This window comes from Novosphingobium sp. BL-S-19 (assembly GCF_055521675.1).
Map to the genome: position 1 here is coordinate 480,558 of NZ_CM145497.1, position 24,834 is coordinate 505,391.

The 24,834-nt window shown below is 66.0% G+C and carries 23 protein-coding genes; 19 read left to right on the forward strand and 4 right to left on the reverse strand.

The window, feature by feature from the left end; all coding sequences use genetic code 11:
• The first annotated feature begins 21 nt into the window (after window positions 1-21).
• The 10 genes from ACZ1JV_RS02035 (at window position 22) to ACZ1JV_RS02080 (ending at window position 11,159) form a co-directional block, all read left to right on the forward strand.
• On the forward strand, window positions 22-333 hold the full coding sequence (locus ACZ1JV_RS02035; RefSeq protein ID WP_465138777.1) for an STAS domain-containing protein: 312 nt from the start codon (window positions 22-24) through the stop codon (window positions 331-333).
• Window positions 330-698, forward strand: a complete 369-nt coding sequence (locus tag ACZ1JV_RS02040) for a response regulator (protein WP_086492540.1) — start codon at window positions 330-332, stop codon at window positions 696-698. Before ACZ1JV_RS02035 ends, ACZ1JV_RS02040 begins: the two co-directional genes overlap by 4 nt.
• On the forward strand, window positions 695-2,722 hold the full coding sequence (locus tag ACZ1JV_RS02045; protein ID WP_465149404.1) for a chemotaxis protein CheA: 2,028 nt from the start codon (window positions 695-697) through the stop codon (window positions 2,720-2,722). Before ACZ1JV_RS02040 ends, ACZ1JV_RS02045 begins: the two co-directional genes overlap by 4 nt.
• Before the next feature lie 4 nt (window positions 2,723-2,726).
• Complete coding sequence (locus ACZ1JV_RS02050; RefSeq protein ID WP_465149405.1) at window positions 2,727-3,245, forward strand: chemotaxis protein CheW; 519 nt, start codon at window positions 2,727-2,729, stop codon at window positions 3,243-3,245.
• 13 nt (window positions 3,246-3,258) lie between these two features.
• On the forward strand, window positions 3,259-4,944 hold the full coding sequence (locus ACZ1JV_RS02055; protein WP_465149406.1) for a methyl-accepting chemotaxis protein: 1,686 nt from the start codon (window positions 3,259-3,261) through the stop codon (window positions 4,942-4,944).
• Window positions 4,945-5,000: 56 nt separating this feature from the next.
• A complete protein-coding gene (locus ACZ1JV_RS02060; protein ID WP_465149407.1) occupies window positions 5,001-6,821 on the forward strand; it encodes a methyl-accepting chemotaxis protein in 1,821 nt (606 codons plus the stop codon).
• Window positions 6,818-7,303 carry a chemotaxis protein CheW gene (locus ACZ1JV_RS02065; protein ID WP_465149408.1) on the forward strand — a complete coding sequence of 162 codons (486 nt, stop codon included), beginning with the start codon at window positions 6,818-6,820 and terminating at the stop codon, window positions 7,301-7,303. The genes ACZ1JV_RS02060 and ACZ1JV_RS02065 overlap by 4 nt, the downstream gene beginning before the upstream one ends.
• Before the next feature lie 103 nt (window positions 7,304-7,406).
• Complete coding sequence (locus tag ACZ1JV_RS02070; protein ID WP_465149762.1) at window positions 7,407-8,219, forward strand: CheR family methyltransferase; 813 nt, start codon at window positions 7,407-7,409, stop codon at window positions 8,217-8,219.
• Between the two features lie 4 nt (window positions 8,220-8,223).
• Window positions 8,224-9,312, forward strand: coding sequence for a protein-glutamate methylesterase/protein-glutamine glutaminase (locus ACZ1JV_RS02075; RefSeq protein ID WP_465149409.1), 1,089 nt, complete (start codon window positions 8,224-8,226; stop codon window positions 9,310-9,312).
• Window positions 9,309-11,159: a hypothetical protein gene (locus ACZ1JV_RS02080; protein WP_465149410.1), complete on the forward strand. Its 1,851-nt coding sequence runs from the start codon at window positions 9,309-9,311 to the stop codon at window positions 11,157-11,159. The genes ACZ1JV_RS02075 and ACZ1JV_RS02080 overlap by 4 nt, the downstream gene beginning before the upstream one ends.
• Here the strand turns inward: ACZ1JV_RS02080 and ACZ1JV_RS02085 are convergent.
• Complete coding sequence (locus tag ACZ1JV_RS02085; RefSeq protein WP_465149411.1) at window positions 11,156-11,305, reverse strand: hypothetical protein; 150 nt, start codon at window positions 11,303-11,305, stop codon at window positions 11,156-11,158. The genes ACZ1JV_RS02080 and ACZ1JV_RS02085 overlap by 4 nt on opposite strands.
• Before the next feature lie 130 nt (window positions 11,306-11,435).
• Here ACZ1JV_RS02085 and ACZ1JV_RS02090 point away from each other — a divergent pair, with 130 nt between their 5' ends.
• Complete coding sequence (locus ACZ1JV_RS02090) at window positions 11,436-11,954, forward strand: hypothetical protein (protein WP_465149412.1); 519 nt, start codon at window positions 11,436-11,438, stop codon at window positions 11,952-11,954.
• Window positions 11,955-11,959: 5 nt separating this feature from the next.
• On the opposite strand, the gene ACZ1JV_RS02095 is transcribed toward ACZ1JV_RS02090, so the two are convergent.
• Entirely contained in the window at window positions 11,960-12,856 is an 897-nt protein-coding gene (locus tag ACZ1JV_RS02095) for a LysR family transcriptional regulator (RefSeq protein ID WP_465149413.1), read from the reverse strand.
• A gap of 87 nt (window positions 12,857-12,943) precedes the next feature.
• Here ACZ1JV_RS02095 and ACZ1JV_RS02100 point away from each other — a divergent pair, with 87 nt between their 5' ends.
• Entirely contained in the window at window positions 12,944-13,723 is a 780-nt protein-coding gene (locus ACZ1JV_RS02100) for an alpha/beta fold hydrolase (RefSeq protein ID WP_465149414.1), read from the forward strand.
• Window positions 13,724-13,820: 97 nt separating this feature from the next.
• On the opposite strand, the gene ACZ1JV_RS02105 is transcribed toward ACZ1JV_RS02100, so the two are convergent.
• Both ACZ1JV_RS02105 and ACZ1JV_RS02110 read right to left on the reverse strand, forming a co-directional pair.
• Complete coding sequence (locus ACZ1JV_RS02105; protein WP_465149415.1) at window positions 13,821-16,382, reverse strand: TonB-dependent receptor; 2,562 nt, start codon at window positions 16,380-16,382, stop codon at window positions 13,821-13,823.
• A gap of 131 nt (window positions 16,383-16,513) precedes the next feature.
• On the reverse strand, window positions 16,514-17,290 hold the full coding sequence (locus ACZ1JV_RS02110; protein WP_465149416.1) for an SDR family NAD(P)-dependent oxidoreductase: 777 nt from the start codon (window positions 17,288-17,290) through the stop codon (window positions 16,514-16,516).
• 428 nt (window positions 17,291-17,718) lie between these two features.
• Between ACZ1JV_RS02110 and ACZ1JV_RS02115 the strand changes: the two genes are divergently transcribed.
• The 7 genes from ACZ1JV_RS02115 (at window position 17,719) to ACZ1JV_RS02145 (ending at window position 24,818) form a co-directional block, all read left to right on the forward strand.
• Window positions 17,719-19,395 carry a class I adenylate-forming enzyme family protein gene (locus ACZ1JV_RS02115; RefSeq protein WP_465149417.1) on the forward strand — a complete coding sequence of 559 codons (1,677 nt, stop codon included), beginning with the start codon at window positions 17,719-17,721 and terminating at the stop codon, window positions 19,393-19,395.
• Window positions 19,396-19,436: 41 nt separating this feature from the next.
• Window positions 19,437-20,309, forward strand: a complete 873-nt coding sequence (locus ACZ1JV_RS02120; protein WP_465149418.1) for an amidohydrolase family protein — start codon at window positions 19,437-19,439, stop codon at window positions 20,307-20,309.
• 14 nt (window positions 20,310-20,323) lie between these two features.
• On the forward strand, window positions 20,324-21,412 hold the full coding sequence (locus tag ACZ1JV_RS02125) for a Rieske 2Fe-2S domain-containing protein (protein WP_465149419.1): 1,089 nt from the start codon (window positions 20,324-20,326) through the stop codon (window positions 21,410-21,412).
• A 32-nt stretch (window positions 21,413-21,444) separates the two neighbouring features.
• A complete protein-coding gene (locus tag ACZ1JV_RS02130; protein ID WP_465149420.1) occupies window positions 21,445-22,959 on the forward strand; it encodes an amidase in 1,515 nt (504 codons plus the stop codon).
• A 40-nt stretch (window positions 22,960-22,999) separates the two neighbouring features.
• Entirely contained in the window at window positions 23,000-23,758 is a 759-nt protein-coding gene (locus tag ACZ1JV_RS02135; RefSeq protein WP_465149421.1) for an SDR family NAD(P)-dependent oxidoreductase, read from the forward strand.
• 119 nt (window positions 23,759-23,877) lie between these two features.
• A complete protein-coding gene (locus tag ACZ1JV_RS02140; RefSeq protein WP_465138758.1) occupies window positions 23,878-24,345 on the forward strand; it encodes an Lrp/AsnC family transcriptional regulator in 468 nt (155 codons plus the stop codon).
• A complete protein-coding gene (locus ACZ1JV_RS02145) occupies window positions 24,342-24,818 on the forward strand; it encodes an Lrp/AsnC family transcriptional regulator (protein ID WP_465149422.1) in 477 nt (158 codons plus the stop codon). The genes ACZ1JV_RS02140 and ACZ1JV_RS02145 overlap by 4 nt, the downstream gene beginning before the upstream one ends.
• Window positions 24,819-24,834 lie beyond the last annotated feature (16 nt).

The following is a 24,834-nucleotide window of genomic DNA, read 5'->3' on the forward strand; positions in this document are numbered from 1 at the left end:
GGCCACAATCCAGAGGAAGCGATGCGTCAAGTCATAGCTGTTCCAAATTCCATAACCGTGCGCTCTGCACACGTATTCAAGCAGGCAATTCTTGCCGGGTACGATGCGCAGCAAGACACTGATCTTGATTTGTCTGCACTAAGTGAAGTCGATCTTGCATTTGTGGAGATCGTTTACGCTGCGCGCGACCAATGGGCGCGTGCGGGGCGGGATTTGCGCCTGACGCAGCCCGCCGGCGGTGCCGTTGCCGCCCTGTTGGAACGCGCGGGCTTCCTGACGGACCTTACCCCCTCGGACATCGAATTCTGGTTCCACGGAGAACTGCCGCAATGACTGCCTCTATCCTCACCGTCGACGATTCCCCCAGCCTGCGCATGGCGATCCGCATCGCGCTGACCGGCGCGGGTTACGACGTTACCGAAGCCGGAGACGGCGTGGAGGGCCTTGCCGCAGCGGGCGCGAAGCGGTTCGATCTGATCATCACCGACCTCAACATGCCCAATATGGACGGGCTGACGATGATCCGCGAACTGCGCAAGGCGCCGGAACAGGCGGGCGTGCCGATCATCTTCCTCACCACCGAAAGCGATGATGCGATGAAGCAGCAGGCCAAGGCGGCCGGCGCCACCGGCTGGCTGGTGAAGCCCTTCGTGCCCGAACAGCTGATCAAGGTTTCGCGCAAGGTGCTGGGCCGGTGAGCACGCAGGATCCGGTCGCGGCGTTCCGCGTCGAGGCGGGCGAACTGCTGGACCAGATCGAGCACGGGCTGCTCGACCTTGGCCACCGGCTGGACGACCGCGGCTTGATCGACGAGGTTTTCCGGGGGCTGCACACGCTCAAGGGATCCGGCGCGATGTTCGGCTTCGACGCGCTGGCGAATTTCACCCACCACTGCGAAACCGCGTTCGACCGCGTGCGCAAGGGGCTGGCCCCGGCGACGCAGGAACTGGTGGCGGTGATCCTTTCCGCGCGGGACCATATGCGCGCGCTGATCGAGGGCGGCGGCACCGGGCTCGAAGCCACTGGCGCAGAAATCCTCGAACAGCTTCAGGCGGCGATCGATGCAGCAGGGGGCAGCGCGCCCGATACCGTCGCTACGCCCGCTGCCGTCGCCGCTGCTCCGGCTGTCTCCGCGCAGGGCTGGCGGTTGTTCTTCCGTCTTCCCGCCGACGCCATGGCCAATGGCACCAACCCCTTGATGTTGCTCGACGAGCTGCGCGATCTGGGCGAATGCCGGATCGCCGCGCGCACCGATGCCATTCCGCAACTCGCCGATCTGGTGCCGACCGAATGCCACATCGGCTGGGACGTCGAACTGCGCGGCGATATCGCGCGCGACGATATCGACGATGTCTTCATCTTCGTGATGGACGACATGGAACTGACCATCGAGCCGCTTGAGGCAGAGGCGTCCGATGCGCCCGCCGAAGTGGTTGTAGAGGTCGCACCCGTCGCAGAAGTCCCTGCCGCCGCGCAGGACACGCCCGCTAGCCGGACGCCCGCCCCGTCGGGTGCGAAATCGGCCGCCAATGCCGGCGAAAGCGTCCGCGTTCCGGCCGAGCGGCTGGACGAGTTGATGGACCGCGTGGGCGAATTGGTGATCGTCCAGAGCCGGCTTTCGCAGCTCGCCAGCGGTCACGGCTCGGCCGTCGGCAGCGAACTGGCGCTGCGCTCCATCTCGGAAGAGATCGAGCGTTTGGCCGGCGAACTGCGCGATACCATGATGGTCTTGCGCATGGTGCCCGTCGCCAGCCTGTTCAGCCGCTTCCGCCGCCTCGTCCACGATCTCGCCCGCGAAACCGGCAAGACCATCGAACTTTCGACCGAGGGGGAGACCACCGAAGTCGACAAGACCATGATCGAGCGTCTGGCCGATCCGATGGTCCACCTGATCCGCAATGCCTGCGATCACGGGCTGGAAACGCCCGAAGACCGCCTTGCCGCCGGCAAGCCGGCCGCCGGGCAGGTTCACCTTTCCGCGCATCAGGCCGGCGGCGAAGTGCTCATCACCATCCGCGACGACGGCCGGGGGATCGACCGCGCCCGCGTGCGCGCCAAGGCGGAATCGCAGGGGCTGATCCAGCCCGGCCAGCAGGTTTCCGATCACGATCTGCTGCAGATGATCTTCCACCCTGGCTTCTCCACGGCGGCGCAAGTCACCAACTTGTCCGGCCGCGGCGTCGGCATGGATGTGGTGAAGCGCACGATCGAAAGCCTGCGCGGCCAGATCGACATCACTTCGGCGCCCGGAGAGGGCTCCACCGTGGTGCTGCGCATCCCGCTGACCCTGGCGATCATCGACGGGCTGCTCGTGCGCGTGGGTGAGGGGCGCTATGTGATCCCGCTGGGCGCGGTGGAGGAATGCCTCGAACTCAGCCTTGAGGAAGACCTGCGTTCGCGCGGCCGCAGCTTCATCACGCTGCGCGACCGGCTGGTGCCGTTCCTGCGCCTGCGCGAGATTTTCGACACCGGCACGCGGCCCGATCCGCACCAGAAGATCGTCGTCATCGCCACCGGCAATGAACGCGTGGGGCTGGTGGTGGACCAGATCATCGGCAGCCACCAGACGGTCATCAAGTCGATGTCCCCGCTCCACCGCGACGTGGCGACCTTTGCCGGCGCCACGATCCTGGGCGACGGCGGCGTCGCGCTGATCCTCGATGTCGCCCAGCTCGTCATGCTCGGCCAGAACCAGGAGGAGCGGCTTCGCGCCGCCGGATAAGCCCATGAGCGAACAACCGACCGCCACGCAGTGGGATGCCGCCGGCAATCTCGAAGTGCTGACCTTCAATCTGGGCGAGGAGACTTTCGCGCTGGAGGCCACCTTGGTCCGCGAGATTCTGGACCTGTTGCCCGAAACCCGCGTGCCTGGCGCGGCCCCGCTGCTGGGCAGCGTGGTCAACTTTCGCGGCAAGATCATCCCGATTGCCGATCTGCGGCTGGCCTTCGCCATGCCCGCAGCCGAAGCGACCGTCGACAGCCGCATCGTGGTGATCGAGACGGATGCTGACGGCGAAACATTCCAGATCGGCATCCGCACCGACAAGGTTCACGAAGTGGCGACGCTGCAGCGCACCGCCAGCGAGGAACCGCCCGCCGTCGGCATGCGCTGGCGCCGCGATTTCGTTCGCGAACTGGTTCGCCGGCAGGACGGCGTCGTCGTCCTGCCCGATCTGGCCGCGATATTCCGTTCCCTGGTCGGCAGCGCGGAAAGCGCCGCCGCCCAGCCATCCACACTCCACTGAGCCGGGGGGCATCATGCGCGCGACCATCAAGCTGAAGCTGGGGGGCACTTTCGTCCTCCTCCTGATCATCATGACCGCCACGATCGTGGTGGGTATTTCCCGCCTGACCACGCTGAACGACGCCATCGGCAATCTCGTCACCGGCCCGGCCAAGCAGCTGGACCGCGCCCGCGCGATCGACGGCGGCGTCAGCATGATGGTGCGGGCGGAAAAGAACCTGACGCTCAGCAACGATCCCGGGCAGCGCCGCGACCTGGAAACCCAGATCGCAACCTGGCGCGACCGGGTGGAACAGACGGTGGAGCAGGGCAATGCCAATGCTTCGGATGCTTCCAAGGCATCGTGGTCGCAATTGCGCGAACAGTGGACCGCCTTCAAGCCGGTGAACGCCCGTGTTGCCGATCTCAGCGAGACCGACAAGTCCGCCGCAGTTGCCCTGACGCTGGGCGAATCCCGCGATCGCGCGCAGGCGGTTACCAAGACCGTGGAAGCACTGGTGCAGGTCGAACAGCAGACCATGGCCAAGGCCGACGACGATACCGAAGTCACTTACGATTCCGCCCGCTCGCTGATGATCGCCATGGGCGTGGCGGCCTTCCTGATCACTGCCGCCGCTGCCGCCTATCTGGCGCTGCTGATCGCGCGCGGGTTGAAGACCGCCGGTGATGCGATGCGGCAAGTGGCCGATGGCGACCTGACGCGCACGGTAGAAATCCGCTCGAATGACGAGATCGGCGATCTGCTGGGCCATGTGAATACGATGATCGAACGCCTGCGCGGCGTGGTGGGCGATGCCGGTGTTGCGGCGGAGAACGTGTCCACCGGTAGCCAGGAGCTTTCGGCCAATTCCGAACAGGTCTCGCAAGGCGCGACCGAGCAGGCAGCGGCGGCGGAGCAGGCCTCCGCCTCGATGGAAGAGATGGCTGCCAACATCAAACAGAACGCCGACAATGCGGCGCAGACCGAAAAGATCGCGCGCCAGTCTTCCAAGGACGCGGAATCGAGCGGCGTTGCCGTGGAGCGCGCGGTGGTGGCGATGCGCACGATTGCCGAGAAGATCGGCATCGTGCAGGAAATCGCCCGCCAGACCGACCTCCTCGCCCTGAACGCGGCGGTGGAAGCCGCGCGCGCTGGCGAGCATGGGCGCGGTTTCGCGGTGGTCGCCTCCGAAGTGCGCAAGCTTGCCGAGCGCAGCCAGCAGGCCTCTGCCGAGATCAGCGCCGTCTCCACCGAAACCGTGCATGCCGCTGCCGAAGCGGGCGAGATGCTCTCCAAACTGGTGCCGGATATTCGCCGCACCGCCGAACTGGTCTCCGAAATCAGCGTCGCCTGCCGTGAACAGGACATCGGCGCATCGCAGATCAATGAGGCGATCCAGCAGCTCGATCAGGTGACGCAGCAGAACGCCGGCGCGTCCGAGCAGATTTCGACGACGTCCGAAGAACTCGCCGCGCAGGCGGAGGAGCTTCAGGCCTCCATCGCCTACTTCCGCGTTACCGACACGCCGGTCCGCCGCAAGGCGCCGCCGATGGCCGCCCGCCCGGCAGTCACGCCGGCTCGCAAGGCTGCAGTGCCAGCACGTTCCACCCGTTCCCTGACCGTTGCCGATCAGCAGGCCCGTGCCCGTGGTTTCGCGCTCGATCTCTCTACCGGCGGCCCGGATAGCGAGGACGAGGCCTTCAGCGCCCACGTCGCCTGATCCGAACGGTTTCCTGTCTTTCCCCCCAATCTGGGTTTCCAAGGCTACTTTTTTCCATGCGTGCAACCATCAAAATGAAGCTGGCCGTCACGTTCGGCATAATCCTGCTGCTGCTGGCCGTGCTTGTCGGCGTCAGCCTTACCCGCCTCAGCACTTTGAACACGGCGATCACCGACCTGATTTCCGGCCCGGCCGCGCGGCTTGACCGTGCAGAGCGGGTGCAGGTCGTGTTCGGCACGATGTCGCGCAACGAGCGCAGCATGACGATGACGAACGACCCGGCGCAGCTGAAGGAATTCGACGACAAGGTGACGCGCGCGCTGACCGAATTCGACGGTCTGGTCGAAGAGGGTGAGGCAGCGGCAACGCCAGATACGCGGCAGACCTGGCGCGACATGCGCGCGGCGCTCGACAACTACAAGCCGCTGGACACGCGCATCCGCGATCTGGCCCGCGCGAACCAGAACGACGAGGCTGCCCGGCTGGCGCTTGGCCCGGCACGCGCCGTGCTGGACCGCGTGAACAAGCAGGCCGATACCCTTGTCGATCGCGCGCGTGACGACATGAAGCAGGTCGATACCGATACCGACGCGCTCTACGCCTCGGCCCGCTATACCCTGCTGACCGTGGCCGCCATCGCCATCCTGGGCGCGCTGGCTGGCGGTGTCTGGATCTCGCTGATCGTTTCGCGTGGTCTGGGCCGTATCAGCACCGTGATCAACGCGGTGGCCATCGGCGATCTCGATCAGGACGTGGAAGTCACCTCGAACGACGAGATCAAGGATCTGGTCGATACCGTGAACAAGATGACCGCCAACTTGCGCATCAGCGCCGGTCTGGCCGACAAGATTGCCGACGGCGACCTGACCGTGTCGCACAAGCCGCTGTCGGATGAAGACAAGCTGGGCCACGCGCTCGTCCGCATGATCGAGCGTCTGCGCGGCGTCGTGGGCGATGCCACCGTGGCGGCCAACAATGTGGCCAGCGGTAGTCAGGAACTGTCCTCGACCTCCGAACAGGTCTCGCAAGGCGCGACCGAGCAGGCCGCCGCGGCCGAGCAGGCATCGGCTTCGATGGAAGAGATGTCCGCCAACATCAAGCAGAACGCCGAGAATGCGGCGCAGACCGAGAAGATCGCCCGCCAGTCGGCACAGGATGCCGAAGCCAGCGGCGTCGCGGTCGACCGTGCGGTCGGTGCGATGCGCACGATTGCCGAGAAGATCGGCATCGTGCAGGAAATCGCCCGCCAGACCGACCTGCTGGCGCTGAACGCGGCAGTGGAAGCGGCGCGCGCGGGCGAGCATGGTCGCGGCTTCGCGGTTGTCGCTTCCGAAGTGCGCAAGCTGGCCGAACGCAGCCAGGGTGCGGCCGCAGAGATCAGCGCGGTTTCGTCCAACACCGTCGATGCCGCCACCGAAGCGGGCGAGATGCTCTCGCGCCTCGTGCCCGACATTCGCCGTACCGCCGAACTGATCTCCGAAATCAGCGCCGCCTGCCGCGAACAGGACATCGGTGCCGGCCAGATCAATCAGGCGATCCAGCAGCTGGATCAGGTGACCCAGCAGAACGCCGGCGCGTCCGAGGAAATCTCGGCCACGTCGGAAGAGCTGGCGGCGCAGGCCGAGGAGCTGCAGGCAAGCATGGCCTATTTCACGGTCGAGGATGCCGGCAAGCCGGGCCGCTCGGCCGGGATGGCCCGCAGCGCGGCCCCCGCGCGCAAGCCGGTCCCTGCGAAAGTGGCGGTAAAGGCCCCGATCAAGACCGCCGCCAAGCGCCCGGCGACCAACGGCCACGCCCGTCCGAACGGCTTCGCGCTCGATCTCGCCATGGGCGGTGCGGACGACCATGACGACGCCTTCGGGATGCAGACCGCATGACCCATACGCAGGAAATCCAGGCCGTAACGTTCGGCCTCGGTGCAGAGATCTTCGCGGTGCCGGTGGCACTGGTCCGCGAGATTCTGGACTATCGGGACACTTTCCGCATTCCGGGCGGCCCGGATTACCTGCTGGGCCTGACCGACATGCGCGGCGAAGGCGTGACCACGATCGATTTCCGCCTGCGGCTTGGCCTGCCGCCGGTGGAGCCGACGCCGGCAACGCGCATCCTGGTGATCGATATCCCGCTGGACGACCGGGTGCTGACCTTGGGGCTGGTGGTCGACCGCGTGATCGAGGTCACCAGCTTCCGCGCCGACCAGATGAGCGCCGCGCCCGATGTGGGCGTGCGCTGGCCGTCCGACTACATCGGCGGCGTGGTGAAGCGCGACGAAGGCTTCACCGTGCTGGTGAACATGGCGCGCGTCTTCTCTGCCGAGGATGTCGCCCAGCTTTCCGCACCCGTCGCGCTGCCTGTCTGAATCCGTCCCTCTACCGTTGAAAGCCGCGCAGATGACCGCATCCGCTCTTGCCAGTCGCCCCGCCACCCCGCAGACTTCGGGGGCGCCCCTTGGCGGCGACCGCATGAGCAAGCGCAACTTTGCGCGGCTGGCGGCCTACATCTATGAGGAATCGGGCATCAAGATGCCCGACAGCAAGCAGACCATGCTGGAAGGCCGGCTGCGCCGCCGCCAGCGTGCCACCGGCTCGCCCACGCTGGATGCCTATTGCGATCTGCTGTTCACGGCGGACAACCTGCCGCAGGAAGGGCCGGCGCTGATCAACGCGGTCACCACCAACAAGACCGATTTCTTCCGCGAACCCGGCCATTTCGATTACCTGAGCAATGTGATCCTGCCGGAAATGACCGCGCGCGGCGTGCGCAGCATCCGCGCCTGGAGCGCCGCCTGCTCCACCGGGCCGGAGCCCTACACGCTGGCCATGGTGCTGGACGATCACGCCGAATCCCGCGGCGGCCCGGCCTATGGCATTCTGGCCACCGATCTCGATACCGATGTGCTGGAAACCGCGCGCAGCGGCATCTACCCGTCCGAACTGGTGGAGCCGGTGCCTGCGGCGCTTCAGCGCAAATACGTGATGGCCTCCCGCGATCCGAAGCGGCGCGATGTGCGCATGGTGCCCGAACTGCGCAGCGCGATCGGCTTCGCCCGGCTGAACCTGATGGACGACCACTATCCGGTGGGTGAGCCCATGCACCTGATCTTCTGCCGCAACGTGCTGATCTATTTCGACAAGCCGACGCAGCGCAAGGTCGTCTCCCGCCTCGTCGATTGCCTGAAGCCGGGGGGATACCTGTTCCTGGGCCATTCGGAATCGATCACCGGGCACGATCTGCCGCTGACGCAAGTGGCCAATACCGTGTTCCGGAAGGGCTGAGGCGATGCTGACGGGCAAGAAGATCCGCGTCCTCGTCATCGACGATTCCGCCAGCGTGCGCCAGACGATGACCGCGATCCTTCAGGAGGATCCGGAGATCGAGGTGATCGGCGCCGCCCCCGATCCGTTCAGCGCCGCGCGGCGGATTCAGGAGGAAGTGCCCGACGTCATCACGCTGGACGTGGAAATGCCGCGCATGGACGGCATCACGTTCCTGCGCAAGCTGATGGCGCAGTGCCCGGTGCCGGTGGTCATGTGCTCGTCGCTGACGGAAGAAGGCTCCGAAACGCTGCTGCAAGCGATGGAAGCCGGCGCGGTGGACGTGATCCTGAAGCCGCGCATCGGCGTGGCCGATCATCTGGCCGAGCACAATCTACAGATCCGCGATGTAGTGAAGGGCGCCTCCCGCGCGCGCGTTCGCGGCCGCCCCGCCGTGCGTGAGGCGAAGTCGGACGGGCCGCCCAAGAAGCTGACCGCCGATGCCGTGCTGCCCCCGCCCAGCGGCCGCGCGATGAGCCGCACGACCGAGATGGTGGTCTGCCTTGGCGCCTCCACCGGCGGGACCGAGGCCCTGCGCGAAGTGCTGGAAACGCTGCCCGCCAATGCGCCGGGCGTCGTCGTCGTCCAGCACATGCCGGAGAATTTCACCCGCGCTTTCGCCAAGCGTCTGAACGGCCTGTGCGAAGTGGACGTGAAGGAAGCGGCGGACGGCGATCCGGTGCTGCGCGGCCATGTGCTGATCGCGCCGGGCGGCAAGCACCTGATGCTGGAACGGCAGGGCGCGCGCTATTGCGTCGCGGTGAAGGACGGTCCTTTGGTGTCGCGCCATCGTCCCTCGGTGGACGTGCTGTTCCGCTCCGCCGCGCGCTCGGCCGGATCGAATGCGGTGGGCGTGATCATGACCGGCATGGGCGATGACGGTGCGCGCGGCTTGCTGGAAATGAAGCAGGCCGGCGCGCGCACGTTCGCGCAGGATGAGGCGACCTCGATCGTCTTCGGCATGCCCAAGGAAGCCATCGCGCGCGGCGCGGCGGACCGGGTGATCCCGCTGTGCTCCATCGCCCGCGAAGTGCTGGCGGCCACCGCGCGATGACCGTGCTCTGTTTTCCCGATCCCGTCTTGGAGGAACCGGCAAAGGCCGGTCTGGAGGGTGCCCTGATTCTTGAAGCCCTGGTTCTCGAACCGACCGATCTTGACCGCGAAGCCGTGTTTTCGGCCGATCCCGCGATGGCCCGCATGGAGCTTCGCGATGCGCTGGTGGCGGTATCCAGCGGGCTGGACGCGCGCTTCGTGGCGGCGGGCACGGCGCTGGCGCGTGCCTACGAGATCGTCGAAACGCTGATCGGCGCGCTGGAAAGCGTGACCAATGCCTTCGAACGCGACGCGGCCGAAGCGGCGGTGGACAACATGCATCGCACGGCGGACCGGCTCATGCGCCTGCCGGCCATTCAGGCGACCCGGCATCAGGCGCTGGGCGCCATCGAGCAATCGAGCGCGGCGCTGGCCGGGCAGATCGATCAGGTGAACCGCACGCTCAGTTTCCTGCGGATCTGCGGGCTCAACATCAAGGTGGCGGCGGCTGGATCGGGCGACTTTTCGGGCTTTGCAGACATGATGTTCGCCAAGATCGATCTGGGCGAGCAGGAGATGGAAAGCATCGCGCGCGAGATCGCATGGCTGGCCGAAGCCGTGCCGGACATGTTCGAGGTGGAGCGCCAGCTCGCCGCCGAATGCACGGTGGTGATCCCGCACGTGCCGCGCAAGCTGGCGGAGGACGCGCGCGCCTTGCAGCAGCACCAGCAGGACCTTGCCGACCGCGCGGTGCGCATCGCCGAAGTGGCGCGCCATATCCGCAACCAGGTCGGCACCGCGCTGGGCGCGCTGCAGGTGGGTGACATCACCCGCCAGCGGCTGGAGCATGTGGCCGACGGGTTGGGCGATATCGATGCCTTCCTGATCGATGCGCTCTATGTCGAAGACAGCGACCGCGCGGCGATCGGCGGCCATATCATGGCGCTGCTGGCGGCGCAGGCGGCGGACACGCTGGAGACGTTCCAGGCAGAGGCGCGGCTGCTGGCAAGCAGCCTGCGCGCGATCGGCCCCAGCGCCGCCAGCCTGCTGGACCTGCAGGACGGCGATGCCGGGAATGAGGGCGAGAGCGGGGGCGAAAACGAAGGCGTGTTCCTGCAGCGGCTGGAACGCAGCGTGGGCGATGTGGCCAGCGTCACCGCCAGCTTGCGAGAGGCCGATGACCGGTCGAACCGCCTGAGCAGCGTGGCCTCCACCACGGCCGAAAATCTCGCGCAGCGGCTGGCCACTGTCCACCGCATTACCAGCGATGTGCAGCAGATGGCGTGGAACACCGATCTGCGCTGCTATCGCATGGGCACCGAAGGACGCGGGCTGGCGGTGGTCGCGGCGGAAATTCGCGGGTTCGCCGCGACGCTGGCGACCATCGCATCGGGCATCGCGCAGTCGTTCGACGGTTTGACCGAGGCGGCGGCGGTCATCAAGGGCTCCGATCACGATGAGCCTGCCGATGCGGGGCAGGCGCTGACGGAATCGCTGGATTGCATCCGCGACGGCGGCCAGCGCATGCGTCAGGGCCTGTCCGAACTGGATCAGAACGCTGCGGCAGTGACCGGGATTCTCGCCGATACGATGGATCAGGTCGATTGCGAAGCCGAAGTGGGCGAGCCGCTTGCCCGGATCGCCGATCATCTGGCGCAGTTCGGTCGGGCCTGTGAAGACATGCCGGAATCGGGGCAGGAAGCGCTGGCCGCGCTATTGGGCACTATCGCCGCGCGCTACACCATGGCCCGCGAGCGCGAAGTACACCGCGCGTTTCTACCCGCCTCGGAACAGGCAGTCGCCGCCGACGATGGGCTGGGCGACCTGTTCCTGGACGACGACGACGATTTCGACGACGGCCTGTTCTAGGCCGCCAGCAAATGCCCCGCCGCCAGCAGCACGCCAACCAGCGCGACCGTGCTGCCGAGGCCCAGTTGCAAGGGGTTGATATTGCGCCGAAGCGGCAGGGCGAGGGTTTGTTCGATTGTGCTCATGACGGGAATGTAACCCGTCATGAGCGGATTGGCTGTCAGGCTTGTCCGTTTACTCTGATCGGCCCTTCCATCTGAAGTTCCGTTTGACTTGAAGAGAGCGGTTGATCGCGACGGGTTAGCGAGCCATTGCATGCCTATGCGCTTTCAAATCATGAGCTTGCCCGCCGCTGCCGCTGCAATCCTGCTGGCGTGCAGTGCCACTTCGGCCTCTGCCGAGGATGCCGAGCCTGACTTTTTCGCCGCCGCGCTGTGCCAGCCGGCCTATTCCATGGACACGGCGACGCAGCTTTACGAAGCGGCCGAAAAGCTGGCCAAGCCGGACACCTCCACGCTGGGCGCCGCGATCTACCACCTTCCCGCGCCGATCAAGCGGGACGGCTTCGTGACGCAGGACGTGGTCTTCGCCGGAACGTCCGTGGGCGTGCTGCTGGAAGGCGGTGTCGCGGCGCAGGCGGCGGCGAAGTACCAGTTGGCACCCGAAAAATCGCACCTTTTCGGAGCCTCCTCGCTTGGCTTTTCCCGTCCGCTGCCGGACGATCAGCAGGTCGATCCGGAAATGGGGCTGGTCTCGGTGATCGCCCGCGAGGGGCCGGCCTTGGGCGGCAAGACGCTGCTCGCCTGCGAATATGTCTCCAGCGAAGATCGCCGCGCGCTCGAATCGTTCAATTGACGGCGTCAGGCCGCTTCGGTCTCTGACGGGAAGCGCGCCTCCGCCACGAAGGCCGCAACGGTGGCGGCGCGCTCGTCCGCGCGCGTGGCCAGGGCAAGCGTGACCGTGGGGGAATCGCCCTTGAGGTCGTGATAGGTCACGCCCTTGAAAGAGGCGTCGCGCATCGATTCCGGCACCAGCGCCACGCCCAGCTCGGCCGCGACCAGCGCAAGGACGGAGGCGACCTGCGGGGCGGACTGGCCCAGCACCGGCTCGAACCCGGCGCGGCGGCATCCCTCCAGTGTCGCATCGAACAGCGTCGGCCCCAGCACGCGCGGGGTGAGGATGAAGGGATCGCCGGCAAGCTGCTCCAGCCGGATCGGCTCGCCATGCGGCATTCGGCTTGAGGCGAGCGCGGCGATCAGCGGCTCGTCGGCCAGATGGAACAGCCGCAAGTCGTGCTTGTCTACCGCTTCCGGCCGGAGGAAGGCGGCATCCAGCGTGCCATTGCGCAGCCCTTCGACAAGGCCGTTCGAATTGTGCTCGGCCAGGCTGAGTTCCACGTCGGGGAAGCGCCGGCGATAGACGCGGATGGCCTGCGGCACGCGCGGATTGAACGCGGCCGATCCGGTGAAGCCCACGCGGATCCGCCCGGTTTCGCCCGCAGCGGCACGCTGTGCGGCATTGACCGCCGCCGCCACCAGTCCGGGGATTTGCCGCACCCCTTCCTCGAACGCGCGGCCCGCCTCGGTCAGTTCGGCACCCTGCGGGATGCGGTGGAACAGCGGCGTGCCGACTTCGGCTTCCAGATCCTTGATCTGATGGCTCAGCGGCGGCTGGTTGATGCCCAGCCGATGCGCGGCGCGGGTGAAGTGGCGTTCCTCCGCCACGGCGAGAAAATAGCGGATGTGGCGCAGTTCCATGTCATACCCAAAACATATCAAGATCGCCTTCATCATGAATTGGACAGATGGAGTGTGCAAGCGCATCTCGCCCGCAGGAGATTTGATATGGCAAGTTTGGCGATTCAGGAGACGGGCAACACGGTGCAGGCGCGCAGCCTGTGGCCGCGCGAGGTTCCGCAGCGCGCCGCCGCGCTGGAGCCCGTGGTGTTCCTGCCCGGCCTGCTGTGCGATCAGGCGCTGTGGCGCCGGCAGATCAGCGCGCTGGCGGATGTTGCCGCGCCGATGGTGGCCGATCTGACGCTGGACGATACCGTTTCCGCCATGGCCGAACGGACGCTGGCCGCCGCGCCTGCACGCTTCTCGCTCGTCGGTCTGTCGATGGGCGGCTACGTGGCGCTGGAAATCATGCGCCGCGCGCCGGAGCGGATCTCTCGCCTTGCGCTGATCAACTCCAGCGCGCGCAGTGACACGGCGGAACGCCGCCAGCAGCGCATGGCGGGCATCGAATCGCTGCGCCGGGGCAAGTTCCTGGGCGTGACGCACAAGCTGCTGGGTCAGCTTGTCCATCCGGACCACACGACCGGCCCGGTGGCGGACGAAATGCGCGCCATGGCATCACGCGTGGGCGGCGATGCCTTCATCCGCCAGCAGCACGCGATCATGACGCGCCCCGATGCTTTGGAGGATCTGTCGCAGATCGCCGTGCCGACGATGATCGTCGTGGGCGACGGCGACCGCATCACCCCGCCCGACCACGCGCGGGAGATCCACGCGCGGGTGGCCGGTTCCAGCTATCACGAGATCGGATCGTGCGGACACATGGCCGCGCTGGAGCATCCCGAGCAGACCAACTTCCTGCTGCGCAATTGGCTGTCTCAGGCTTGACCACCCGGGGTCTGACCCCGGGGCTCAAACAGAGTGGCGGGCCGACACGCTGACAGTGCCGGCCCGCGGCGCAGGATGGAACCCGCGCGGAGAGTTATTAAAACGTGACGCCTACCGTCACGCCATACGTGCGCGGATCGGCGTAATAGCCGCCGCCATAACCCAGCTGCCCGAAATCGATGGCGCGCACGAAGTCCTTGGCATTGGTCAGGTTCTTCACCCAGAAGCGGACGAAGCCGTGGCCGCCGGCAAGTGCCATGTTCTCCACGCCGATCTGCGCGTCGATCACGTCGCGGTCGTCCCCCTTCAACACGTCGTTGAACGGGGAGGTGGTGATGCTGGTGAAGCTGTATTTGCCGTCCTCATGCGTATAGCCCACGCGCGCCTTCAGCGTGGCGTCGTTCCAGCCTAGCGGGAACTGCGCATTGATCGCGGCATTGGCGGTGAGCGGCGAGGTGTATCCCGGCGTCACGATGGAGGCGATATTGACCGGCGGCGCCCCCGGCGTGGTCGATTGGCCGGCCAGGAACTCCTTGTACTTGATGTCGACATAGCCAAGGTTGCCGTCCAGCGAGAGGTACTCGTTCAGCACCGCCTGCGCTTCCACTTCGAAGCCGGTATAGGTCACCTTGCCGGCATTGCCGATGCGCGTGGCGAAAGTGCCCACCGGCGCGTCGGTCAGCGGCACGTTGATCGCCAGATCCTTGTAGATGTTGTGATAGGCGGCAAGGTTCAGGCGCAAGTGGCGGTTGAACAGCTCGCTCTTCAGGCCGATCTCGTAGGAGGTGACGCTCTCCGGGTTGTAGTGTGGCAGCGTGGTCGTGCCGCTGATCGCGGGGTCCTGAGAGTTGAAGCCGCCCGATCGATAGCCGGTGGCCGCGCGGGCGTAGAGGTTGATGTCGTGCGCGATGTCATACCCGGCCATCAGATTCCAGGTGAACTTGCTGAAGCTGGCATGCCCGGTTTCGGCCACCGGCAGCGGCGCGGCGCCGTTCTGCTGGCGGATCATGCTCTTGTCGTCCCAGGTGTAGCGCCCGCCCGCCGTCAGGCGGATGCCGCTGTCCCGCCCGCCGGGGTAGAACGTGAACTGGCCGTAGAGCGCCTTGCTCTCGCTGGAGGCGGTGTAGGTCAGCCGCGCCAGCGTCTGCACAAGGCGATAGCGCGCCGGATTGGCGGCGGCGAAGGACGGGCCCAGCGCGCCGAAATTGGCCAGGAAGATCGCGTTGGTGTCGAGGACGTAGCCGCTGTTCTGATAGCCGTCTTCCGATCCCTTTTCCCAGAAGTAGAAACCGCCCACGACCCAGTCCAACGTGTCGGTATCGCCGGAAACCTCGATCTCCTGGCTCAGCTGCTTGTGGTGGCGGTGGTTGTTGATGTCATAGAGGTTCTGCGACGTCGTCGGCACCGGCGCGGCGGCGATGAACGGGCGCGCGGCGGCGGGGATGGAGGGGATGTACTGCAGCAGCGAGACGGGCATCCCGTTGAACAGCGTGGCGTTGGAAAAGGCCGGCCCGGTGAACGCGCCGATGCCGTCCAGATCGGCGACGGAATCGCTGTTCCAGAAACGATAGCCGGTGGTGGACTTCACCTTGAAGGCGCCGAAATCGTTCTGGACCTGCAGGTTGTGGCCCCAGCTCTTGTCCATCGCCTTGCCCAGAATGTCGTTGCAGACTTTGCTGCGGTACTTGCGCCGGGGCTCCGCCAGTGCCGCGCATTCGGGATCGGCGAACGTCACGCCGGCCAGATATTGCGCCACCGGGGCCTGTTGGGTGACCGCCACCGATTGGCCGTCCACCACGATCGGCGGGCGATAGGTGCCGTCCGCCACGTTGGTCAGCTGGAAGGCGGGCGGGCTGCCGTCGATCCGGTTCCAGTCGAAGATGTACTGGATGCTGCCGGTGCCGCCCAGTTCGGCGCGGGCGGCGATGCGGAAGGCATCGCTGTTGCGCGCACCGGGGTCTTTCGAATCCTTGGGCTGCAGGATGTTGTCCACCACGCCATTGCGCTGCGAATGGCTGTAGGACAGGCTGGTGGCCACGCCGGCGATTTCACCGGGATCGAGGATGATCTTGCCGTTCCACGCATCGAAGTTGCCGTATCCGGCCTCTGCCTTCAGGCGGAAGGTCTTCGACGGTTCGCGGGAGATGAAGGCCATGGCGCCGCCGGTAGTGTTGCGGCCGAACAGCGTGCCCTGCGGCCCGCGCAGCACTTCCACGCGCTGGATGTCCATCACGTCCAGCCCCATCGCGCCCGAACGGGCGATGTAGACGCCGTCGACATAGAGGCCGTTCGCGGCATCGACGCCGAAGCTTTCGCTGCCCCCGTTGGAGATGCCGCGCATGGAGAAGACCGCCGCGCTGTTGCTCACCGTGCCCGGCAGGATCGTGACGTTGGGCGCCAGGCCGCTGAGATCGCGCGAATCCTGGATGCCCAGCTGCTCGATCTTCTCGCTGCCGATGGCGCTGATCGCGATGGGCACGTCCTGCAGGTTTTCCGAACGCTTCTGCGCGGTCACCACGATCTCGTTCAGGCCGGACTGGGCTGGCTCTGCCGGCTTTTCCTGCGCCATGGCGGGCAGGGCAAGCGCAAGCCCGCTGGCGCCCGCCAGCAAGCGCACGATGAGGGTGGGGCCGCTGAATCTCTGATGGCATTTCGGCATCGATTGTCTCCCGTGATTGTCTTTTTGTTCGCGGCAGGTCCGGCCCTATCCGGCCCGCTATCGCTGGTGCCCGGATCGGAACCGGTGTGGTGCACACCCTCCGGACGGAGGCGCGCCGGTGAGATTGGCCGTCAGGACGGCATGTAGAGTTGCGCGGCCTTGCCCCCGTCCACCGGCAGCGCGGTGCCGGTGACGTAGCTGGCATCGTCGGAGAGCAGGAAGGCGATGGCGCGGGCCAGTTCGTCCGGATGGCCGCCGCGGCCCATGGGAATGGCCTCCGTCGTGCGCGCGGCGATCTGCGGCGCGCGGGCGGCGAATTCCGCCGTCCCCACGGTCTGTACCTGGCCGGGGACCACGGCGTTCACGCGGATGCCCAGCGGCGCGCCTTCCATCGCGGCCACTGCGGTGAAATGGACCAGCGCCGCCTTGGAGGCCGAATAGCTGGCCATGTTGGGCGCCGCGCGGATCCCGCACGTGGACGCGACATTGACGATGGCACCGCCGTTTCCGGCATCGGTCATGGCCTTCATCGCCGCCTGCGTAGCGACGAAGGCGGCATCGGCGTTGACCGCGAAATCCTTTCGCCAGTGCTCTATCGTCAGCCGCGCGATCGGCGCGTAGTGGGTGGACATCGCGTTGTTCACCAGCATGTCCAGCCGGCCGTGGCGGCGGGCGACATCCTCGATCATCGCGGTGAGGGCGGGGAAGTCCGCCACGTCCAGCCGGACCGCCGTGATGCGGCTGCCTTCGGCCTCTATCGTGGCCAGGGCGTGGTCCAGCTTTTCCTGCCGGCGCCCGCAGATCGTCACCAGCGCGCCGCGCCGGGCGAGCAGGGCGGCGGTTGCCAGCCCGATGCCGTCGCTGCCGCCGGTGACCACGGCCACGCGCCCTTCGAAATCCCGAATCATCGCTTTCCCAGCTTCCTCTTGTCCCGTGGTGCGCAGCTCGCGAGCGGCTGCGTTACGCAATTGAATTCTTCAAAATGCGTAGAATGTAAACATAAAAAATACGAATCTACGCCAAAAGGACGAAATGGAGCGATTGCGCGGAACGCATGAAATGGCGCGAAAGTGTCGCCTGAATATGCGAAAAATGGGCATCTTGGTGGAGCGAATGGCGGGATCTTCGGAAAATCGCACAGCGCCGCAGTTGTCGATATAGCGCGTAAAAATAATTGCCTTGAAATACGCGAACAAGGGAATATTCTGGCCGCAGAACACAAACGATGCGAGTCGACGGGAACGGGATGTCTGGCGCGAAGCCGGGGCTGCGAAAGCGGGCCTTGCGGGCTTGGCCGGACCCATGTGCGCCCACGGCTACCGGGTAGGGGAAGGCAGTGCTCAATCAGTGTGACGGTGCGGGGGTGGCCACGGTCGACCCGGTCTTTGCGGAAGTCACCGCAGCCGGTGCCCCGTTCGAAATCGGTGAGCGGGACGGCCTGCGCATCTTCGTCAACGCGCCGTCGGACCTTGGCCAGTTGCTGGAAACGGCGCGCCGGTTCGGCGATCAGACGATGATCGTCGATTTCGAAGGCCCCGAAGGCGAGCGTCGGCTGAGCTATGCCGAGGTTTTCGCATGGCGTGACCGGCTAGTCCGTCACCTCGGCATCCGCCGAGGAGACAGGGTGGCGATCGCCATGCGCAACCGGGCGGAATGGATGGTGGCCTTCCTTGCCGTCATCAAGGCCGGCGGCGTGGCGGCGGTGCTCAACAGCCGGGGATCGGCGGCCGAGATTGCGGATACCATCGACTATGTCGATCCGGCGCTGGTTCTTGCCGATGGCGAGCGTGCCACGGCGATCCGCGATGGCGGCTATCGGGGCCGTGTTCTGGACCTGACCGATCCGCTGGAGGGGGAGGGTGCGGAGCCCGAACCCGTCGCACCCGCCGGGCCCGACGATGCCTGCGCGATCCTCTTCACATCCGGCACCACCGGCCGCTGCAAGGGGGCGGTGCTTTCGCATCGCGGCCTGATTACCGGACTGCTGGGCACGCAGTTGACCGGATCGATGGTGCTGCACAACATGGCGCGCCAGTACGGGATTTCGGTCGAGACCATGATGGAGCAGGCGCCGCCGCAGGCGATCCTGCTGGTCTATCCGCTGTTCCACATTTCCGGGCTGGGTTCGGGCTTCCTGGCGCCGATGCTTTCGGGCGGGAAGATCGTGACGATGCGGCGCTGGGATGCGGCGGAAGCAGTGCGGCTGATCGCCAAGGAGCATGTCACCCAGCTCTCCACCGTGCCGACGATGCTGTGGGACATGGTGCACAAGGCGCGGCTGGCCGATGCCGATCTGGCATCGCTGCGCAACATCGGCTCCGGCGGGCAGGCGCTGCCGCTGAATCTGCTGGAAGAAGTACACCGCCTCTGCCCGCACGCGCTGCTGGGCACCGGCTACGGTATGACGGAAACCTCCGGCGCGATCGCGCAGGCTGTGGGCGACGATTTCCTGCAGGCGCGCGCCTCTGCCGGCCGCGTGCTGCCGCTGGTGGACATGCGCATCGTGCGGCCCGACGGCGGCCTTTGCACAGCCGGCGAGAGCGGCGAGATCACGGTGCGCAGTGCCATGGTCATGTCAGGGTACTGGAACCGGCCGGAAGAGACCGCCGCCGCGCTCACGCCCGATGGCTGGCTACGTACCGGCGACATCGGCTTTCAGGACGAGCGTGGCTACATCACCATCGTCGACCGGTCGAAGGACATGGTCATCTCCGGCGGTGAGAACATCTACTGCGCCGAAGTGGAGCGAGTGCTGAGCGAACTGCCGCAAGTGCGCGAATGCGCGACTTTCGGGGTGGCGGACGACCGGCTGGGCGAACTGCTGGTGGCGGTGATCGATGCCGACGGGCTGGACGCGGATACCGTGCGCGAATGGGTGGGCGGGCGGCTGGCCCGCTACAAGGTGCCGGCGCACGTCGCCTTCTCGGCCGGGCCGCTGCCGCGCAACTATTCCCAGAAAATAGACAAGATCGCGCTGCGTGCGCTGTGGCCGCAACTGGCCGCGCAAGGCTGACTGCGCAACCGACAACGCGACAACGGACAGGAGAACATCGCATGGGCATGCCCCGTGACATCGGCATTATCGACTGCATGCTCGGCATTCCGGAGGCGGAGGACCGTTCCGAATGGTTCGCCCCGTTCCGTCCGCTGATCAAGGATCAGCAGACGATCCAGCAGTTCGCGATGCCCGCGCAGTACATGTTCAAGGATATTCCGCAGACCGGCGATGTGGACGATTTCGTGAGTTGGACCGTCGCGCAGATGGACCGCCACAACGTGGACAAGGCTATGGTCGGCTGGAACGACAATGCCACGTCCTACCGCGCGAAGGAGATGTTCGGAAACCGCTTCTTCTTCGACCTGCCGGTCGATCCCAATCGCGGGATGGAGGAAGTGCGGCGCATCCGGCGGATCCATGCCGAAGTCGGCCTGTCGGCGATCAGCTGCTTTCCGGCGGGAACGCTGCCGCAGGTGGCGATCAACCACAAGTACATGTTCCCGATCTACGCCTGCGCAGAGGAACTGGGCCTGCCGGTGCTGCTGAATGTGGGCATTCCCGGCCCGCGCATCCCGATGGAAACGCAGAAGGTTGAGCATCTGGACGAAGTCTGCTGGTTCTTCCCGGACCTGAAGATCGTCATGCGCCACGGGGCAGAGCCGTGGGAGGCGCTGGCGGTGAAGCTGATGCTGAAGTGGCCGAACCTCTATTATTCCACCAGCGCCTTCGCGCCCAAGCATTACCCCAAGGCGATAATCGATTACGCCAATACGCGCGGCGCGGAGAAGATCCTCTACGCCGGCTATTTCCCGATGGGCCTCAGCCTGGAACGCATCTTTTCCGACATGGAGAACGTGCCGTTCAAGGACCATGTCTGGCCCAAGTTCCTGCGCGAAAACGCGATCAGGGTTTTCGATCTCAAGTCATGACCGGAGAGGTACCCATGTCCGAAGCCGATCCGCGCGCCGCCAGCGATGCGCGCACCCCGCCCGTTGCCGTGTGGCAGATCCTCGAAAAGCTGCGCGGCCAGGATCTGGTCGACTGGCGCCTTGCCGAAGTGAAAGGCCGCGCTTCCGTGGAAGCGCGCAACCTGAATAACGGCATCCCGTTCGGCTGGTATCCGATCGACTTGTCCGCCGACCTTGCCGTGGGCGAGGTGAAGCCGCTGCACTACTTCGCCAAGGATCTGGCGATGTGGCGGGGCGAGGATGGGCAGGTGCGCGTGGTCGATGCCTATTGCCGCCACCTTGGCGCGCACATGGGTCACGGCGGCAAGGTCAACGGCAACCTGCTGGAATGCCCGTTCCACGCCTGGCGCTATGACGGGAACGAGGGCGTGGTGAAGGACATCCCCTATGCCCGCGCGATCCCGCCGCAGGTGAAGCGCAAGTGCGTGCGCACCTGGCACGTGGTGGAAGTGAACCGCTGGATCTGGGTCTGGTATCACCCTGAGGACGCCGATCCGCTATGGGAAGTGGCGGTGCTGCCGGAGGCGACCGATCCCGACTGGACCGATTACGAGGTCCACGAATGGAACGTCTGGGGTTCGCTGCAGAACATGGCCGAAAACGGCGTGGACTTTGCGCACTTCAAGTACATCCACGGCACCGCCGATGTGCCGCAGGGCGATCTGCGCTGGGGCGAATGGGGCCGCGGTGCGGATGTTAAGGCGAAGATGGGCACGCCGATGGGTGAAGTGGACGGCCTTATCAGCTATGACACGATGGGCCCGGGCCAGAGCTGGACGCGCTTCACCGGCATTTCCGAAACGCTGATGATCGCCTGCCTTACGCCGGTGAGCGAGGATCACGTCCATGCCCGCTTCTGCTTCACCCAGCCCAAGGCGCAGGCCGAAGGCCCGATGGGGCGGCTGGCCAAGGGCCTGATCCGCGACATCTGCAAGCAGTTCGATCAGGACAAGGTGGTGTGGGACCGCCAGAAATTTGAGCCCTCTCCGATCATCTGCGACGGTGACGGTCCGATCCCGCAGTTCCGCAAGTTCTATTCCCGCTTCTACGCCCAGCAGGATTGAACATGGCGGACATGTCGGGAGAAGGAACGTCGATGACCCGTCGCACGATGATCGCAGGTGCGGCGGCGGCCGGGGGGCTTGCCGCCGCACCTGCCCTTGCGGCCACGAAGGCCGCGACCGGGGCTGGCCATCCGCTCGATACGCACGATGCGCTGGGGCTGGCGGAGCTTGTCCGTACGCGTCAGGTATCGCCACTCGAACTGCTGGATACAGCGATCGGCCGGGCCGAGGCGCTAGACCCGCGCCTGCATTTCATGGCGCAGCGGCATTACGACTATGGCCGCGCAGCGATTGCCAACGGGCTTCCCCAAGGGCCGTTCCGGGGCGTGCCCTGGCTGCTGAAGGACCTGAACACCTATATCGCCGGGCTGCCGACCGGCAACGGCAGCCGATTCTTCAAGGATTACCGGCCCGACGTGACCTCCGAACTGGTGCGCCGGATCGAGAAGGCGGGCTTCGTCGTCTTCGGCAAGACCGCGGTGCCCGAACTGGGTCTGACCGGCACGACCGAGAACCAGGTGACCGGTGCTACCCGCAATCCGTGGAACCCGGCGCATATTGCCGGCGGTTCGTCGGGCGGGGCGGCGGTGGCGGTGGCATCGGGCGTGATCCCGGCTGCCCATGCGACTGACGGCGGCGGATCGATCCGCATTCCGGCATCGTGCTGCGGCCTGTTCGGCCTCAAGCCCAGTCGCGGCCGCGTGCCGATGGGGCCGCCGCGCACGGAAGGGTGGGGCGGGCTTTCGGTGCACCACGCGGTAACGCGCAGCGTCCGCGATTCCGCCGCGATCTTGGACGTTACGCACGGCGTAGAGCCCGGCAGCCGCTATTCCGCGCCCACCCCGTATGAGACGTTCCTGGCGCAAGTGACCAAGGCGCCGGGCAAGCTGCGCATCGCGCTGATGCTGGAGGCGCCGTCCCGCGCGCCGATCGATCCCGAGTGTCGCGATGCCGCGCTGGCCGCCGCGCGGCTGTGCGAAAGCCTTGGTCACACGGTCGTCGAGGCTGCGCCGAAGCTGGACGTGGCTGCCCTTGGCGCGGCCGGTTTCGCGTTGATCGCCTCTTCCGTGGCGGCGGACATGCTGGACCGGGCCAAGGCCACCAGCATTCCCGTGGGCCCCGATGTGCTGGAACCGATCACGCTGGCTTTCGTGGAGATGGGCCAGCACGTCACCGGCATGGACTATGTGCGGGCCAACAATGCGCTGCAGGCGGCGGCGCTGACGATGGCGCAGTTCATGGCCGATTACGACATGATCCTCTCCCCCACGCTGGCCGCGCCGCCGTTGGAACTGGGCAAGATCAACCTGACGCCGGGTGTCGATTTCGCCGCATGGGGCGCGCGCGCGGCGGCGTTCTCACCCTTTACGCAAGTGGAGAACATGACCGGCCAGCCCGCCATGTCGGTGCCGCTGGGCATGTCGAAGGCCGGCCTGCCGATCGGCGTGATGTTCGTCGGCCGTTACGGCGACGAGGCGGGACTGCTGCGCCTTGCCGGTCAGCTGGAACAGGCCGCGCCGTGGAAGGACCGGCGCCCGCAAGTGTGATCGGCCTCGGCCGGCCAATGACAATTCAGGAGTACGGGTAATGCGCGGATTGAGCGGCAAAGTCGGCATCGTAGCCGGCGGCGGGCGAGGCATCGGTGCGGCAACGGCGCGCCGCCTTGCAGCCGAGGGTGCTTCGGTGGTGATCGGCGATATCGTCGAGGAATGGGCGCTGGATACCGCGCAGACCCTGCGCGTGGCGGGCGGCAACGTCATCGGCATGCGGCTGGACGGCACCAGCGCTGCCTCTCAGGCCGCGATCGTGGCAGCGGCACTGGCGGAATTCGGCGGGCTGGACTTCTACCACTCCAACCTCGCGGGAGGGACGGAAGGCGATATCGACGTGCTGAACTGCACGGAGGAAGTGCTGGATCGTTCCTTCGCGATCAATGCCAAGAGCCATTTCCTCGCCACGCAGGCGGCGCTGCCGGTGCTGCTGGAGCGGGGCGGCGGGGCGATGATCTATACCTCGTCCGGCGCGGCGATTTCGGGCAATCCGCTGCAGGTCGCCTATCCGATGACCAAGAACGCGCTGCACGCGCTGGTCCGCCATGTCGCGCGCAAGTTCGGCAAGCAGGGCGTGCGCGCCAACGGCATCTGCCCCGGCGTGGTGATGACCGAGGCGGTGGCCCAGCACCTGACCGACGACTATGTGGCCGGTATGCTGGAGGCGATCCCGCATCGCAGGCTTGGCCAGCCGGACGATATTGCCGGCGCCGTGGCCTTCCTCGCCTCCGACGACGGCGAATGGGTCAACGGCCAGCTCTGGCACGTCAACGGCGGCTCGCTGCTACGCGATTGAGCATCGATCAAGCCCGGGGATTTCCCAATGCGGAGAAGCGCTTTCGATTCGACGTGCCGTTTCGATACTGGCAAGACCCTTCGCTTATCGGCAACGATGGGAAAGAAACGGGCGAGGGCATGGACGATCTGGCGGACTTCGATGAAACGGACCTGAAGATCGTGGAGCAGTTGCGGCGCAATGGCCGCGCCACGCACCAGCAGATCGCCAAGGCGCTGGACATCGCACCCACCACCGTTTCCGCCCGGATGCGGCGCATGGAAGAGTCCGGCACCTTGCGCGTGGTCGCCGTTTCGGACTTCGCGGTGCATGGCTATCACGTGCTGATCTACATCGGCATCGAGGTCAGCGGACGCGCGCCGGGCGACGTTGCAGAAGAACTGGCGCAGTTCGAGGAAGTCTTCGCCGCCTATCTGGTGACGGGCCGCTACGAAGTGAGCGTGCTGCTGGCCCTGCCCAACGTGGACGATCTTTCGCAGTTCGTGACCAGGAAGTTCTCGAAAGTGGCGGGCATCCGCTCGATCACCCAGTCGATCGGACTCGACATCATCAAGTTCGGTCTGGATTCGGTGGAGGACGCGGAATGAGCTGGCCCGATCTCGACGATCTCGATCACCGCATCATCGCGATCCTTTCGAAGGATGCGCGCGTGTCCAACCGCAGCATCGCCGCCGATCTGGGGGTCAATGAAGGCACTATCCGCCTGCGGCTGAAGCGGCTGCAGCAGGATGGCCTGATCGCCTTCACCGCGCTGATCAGCCCTAAACTGGACCGCAGTACCAAAACCGCTTTCGTCTCGATCCAGGCGGACATGACGCGGTTCAAGCAGATCGCCCGCGAATTGCGGCAGATCCCGACGATCCATTCTATCATGACGATGCTGGGTCCATTCAACATCATGACCACCTGCCTCTATCGAGAGATCGAGGATCTGCATGAGGTCACGGTGCGCCAGATCTTGGCAGTCGAAGGGGTGCAGCACGTGGAAACGTCGATTGCGGTGAAGACGGTGAAGTTCACCAATGGCGTGGTCGGCGTCAGCGCCGTCGCCAAAGGGTGACTATCGGCCGGCTGTT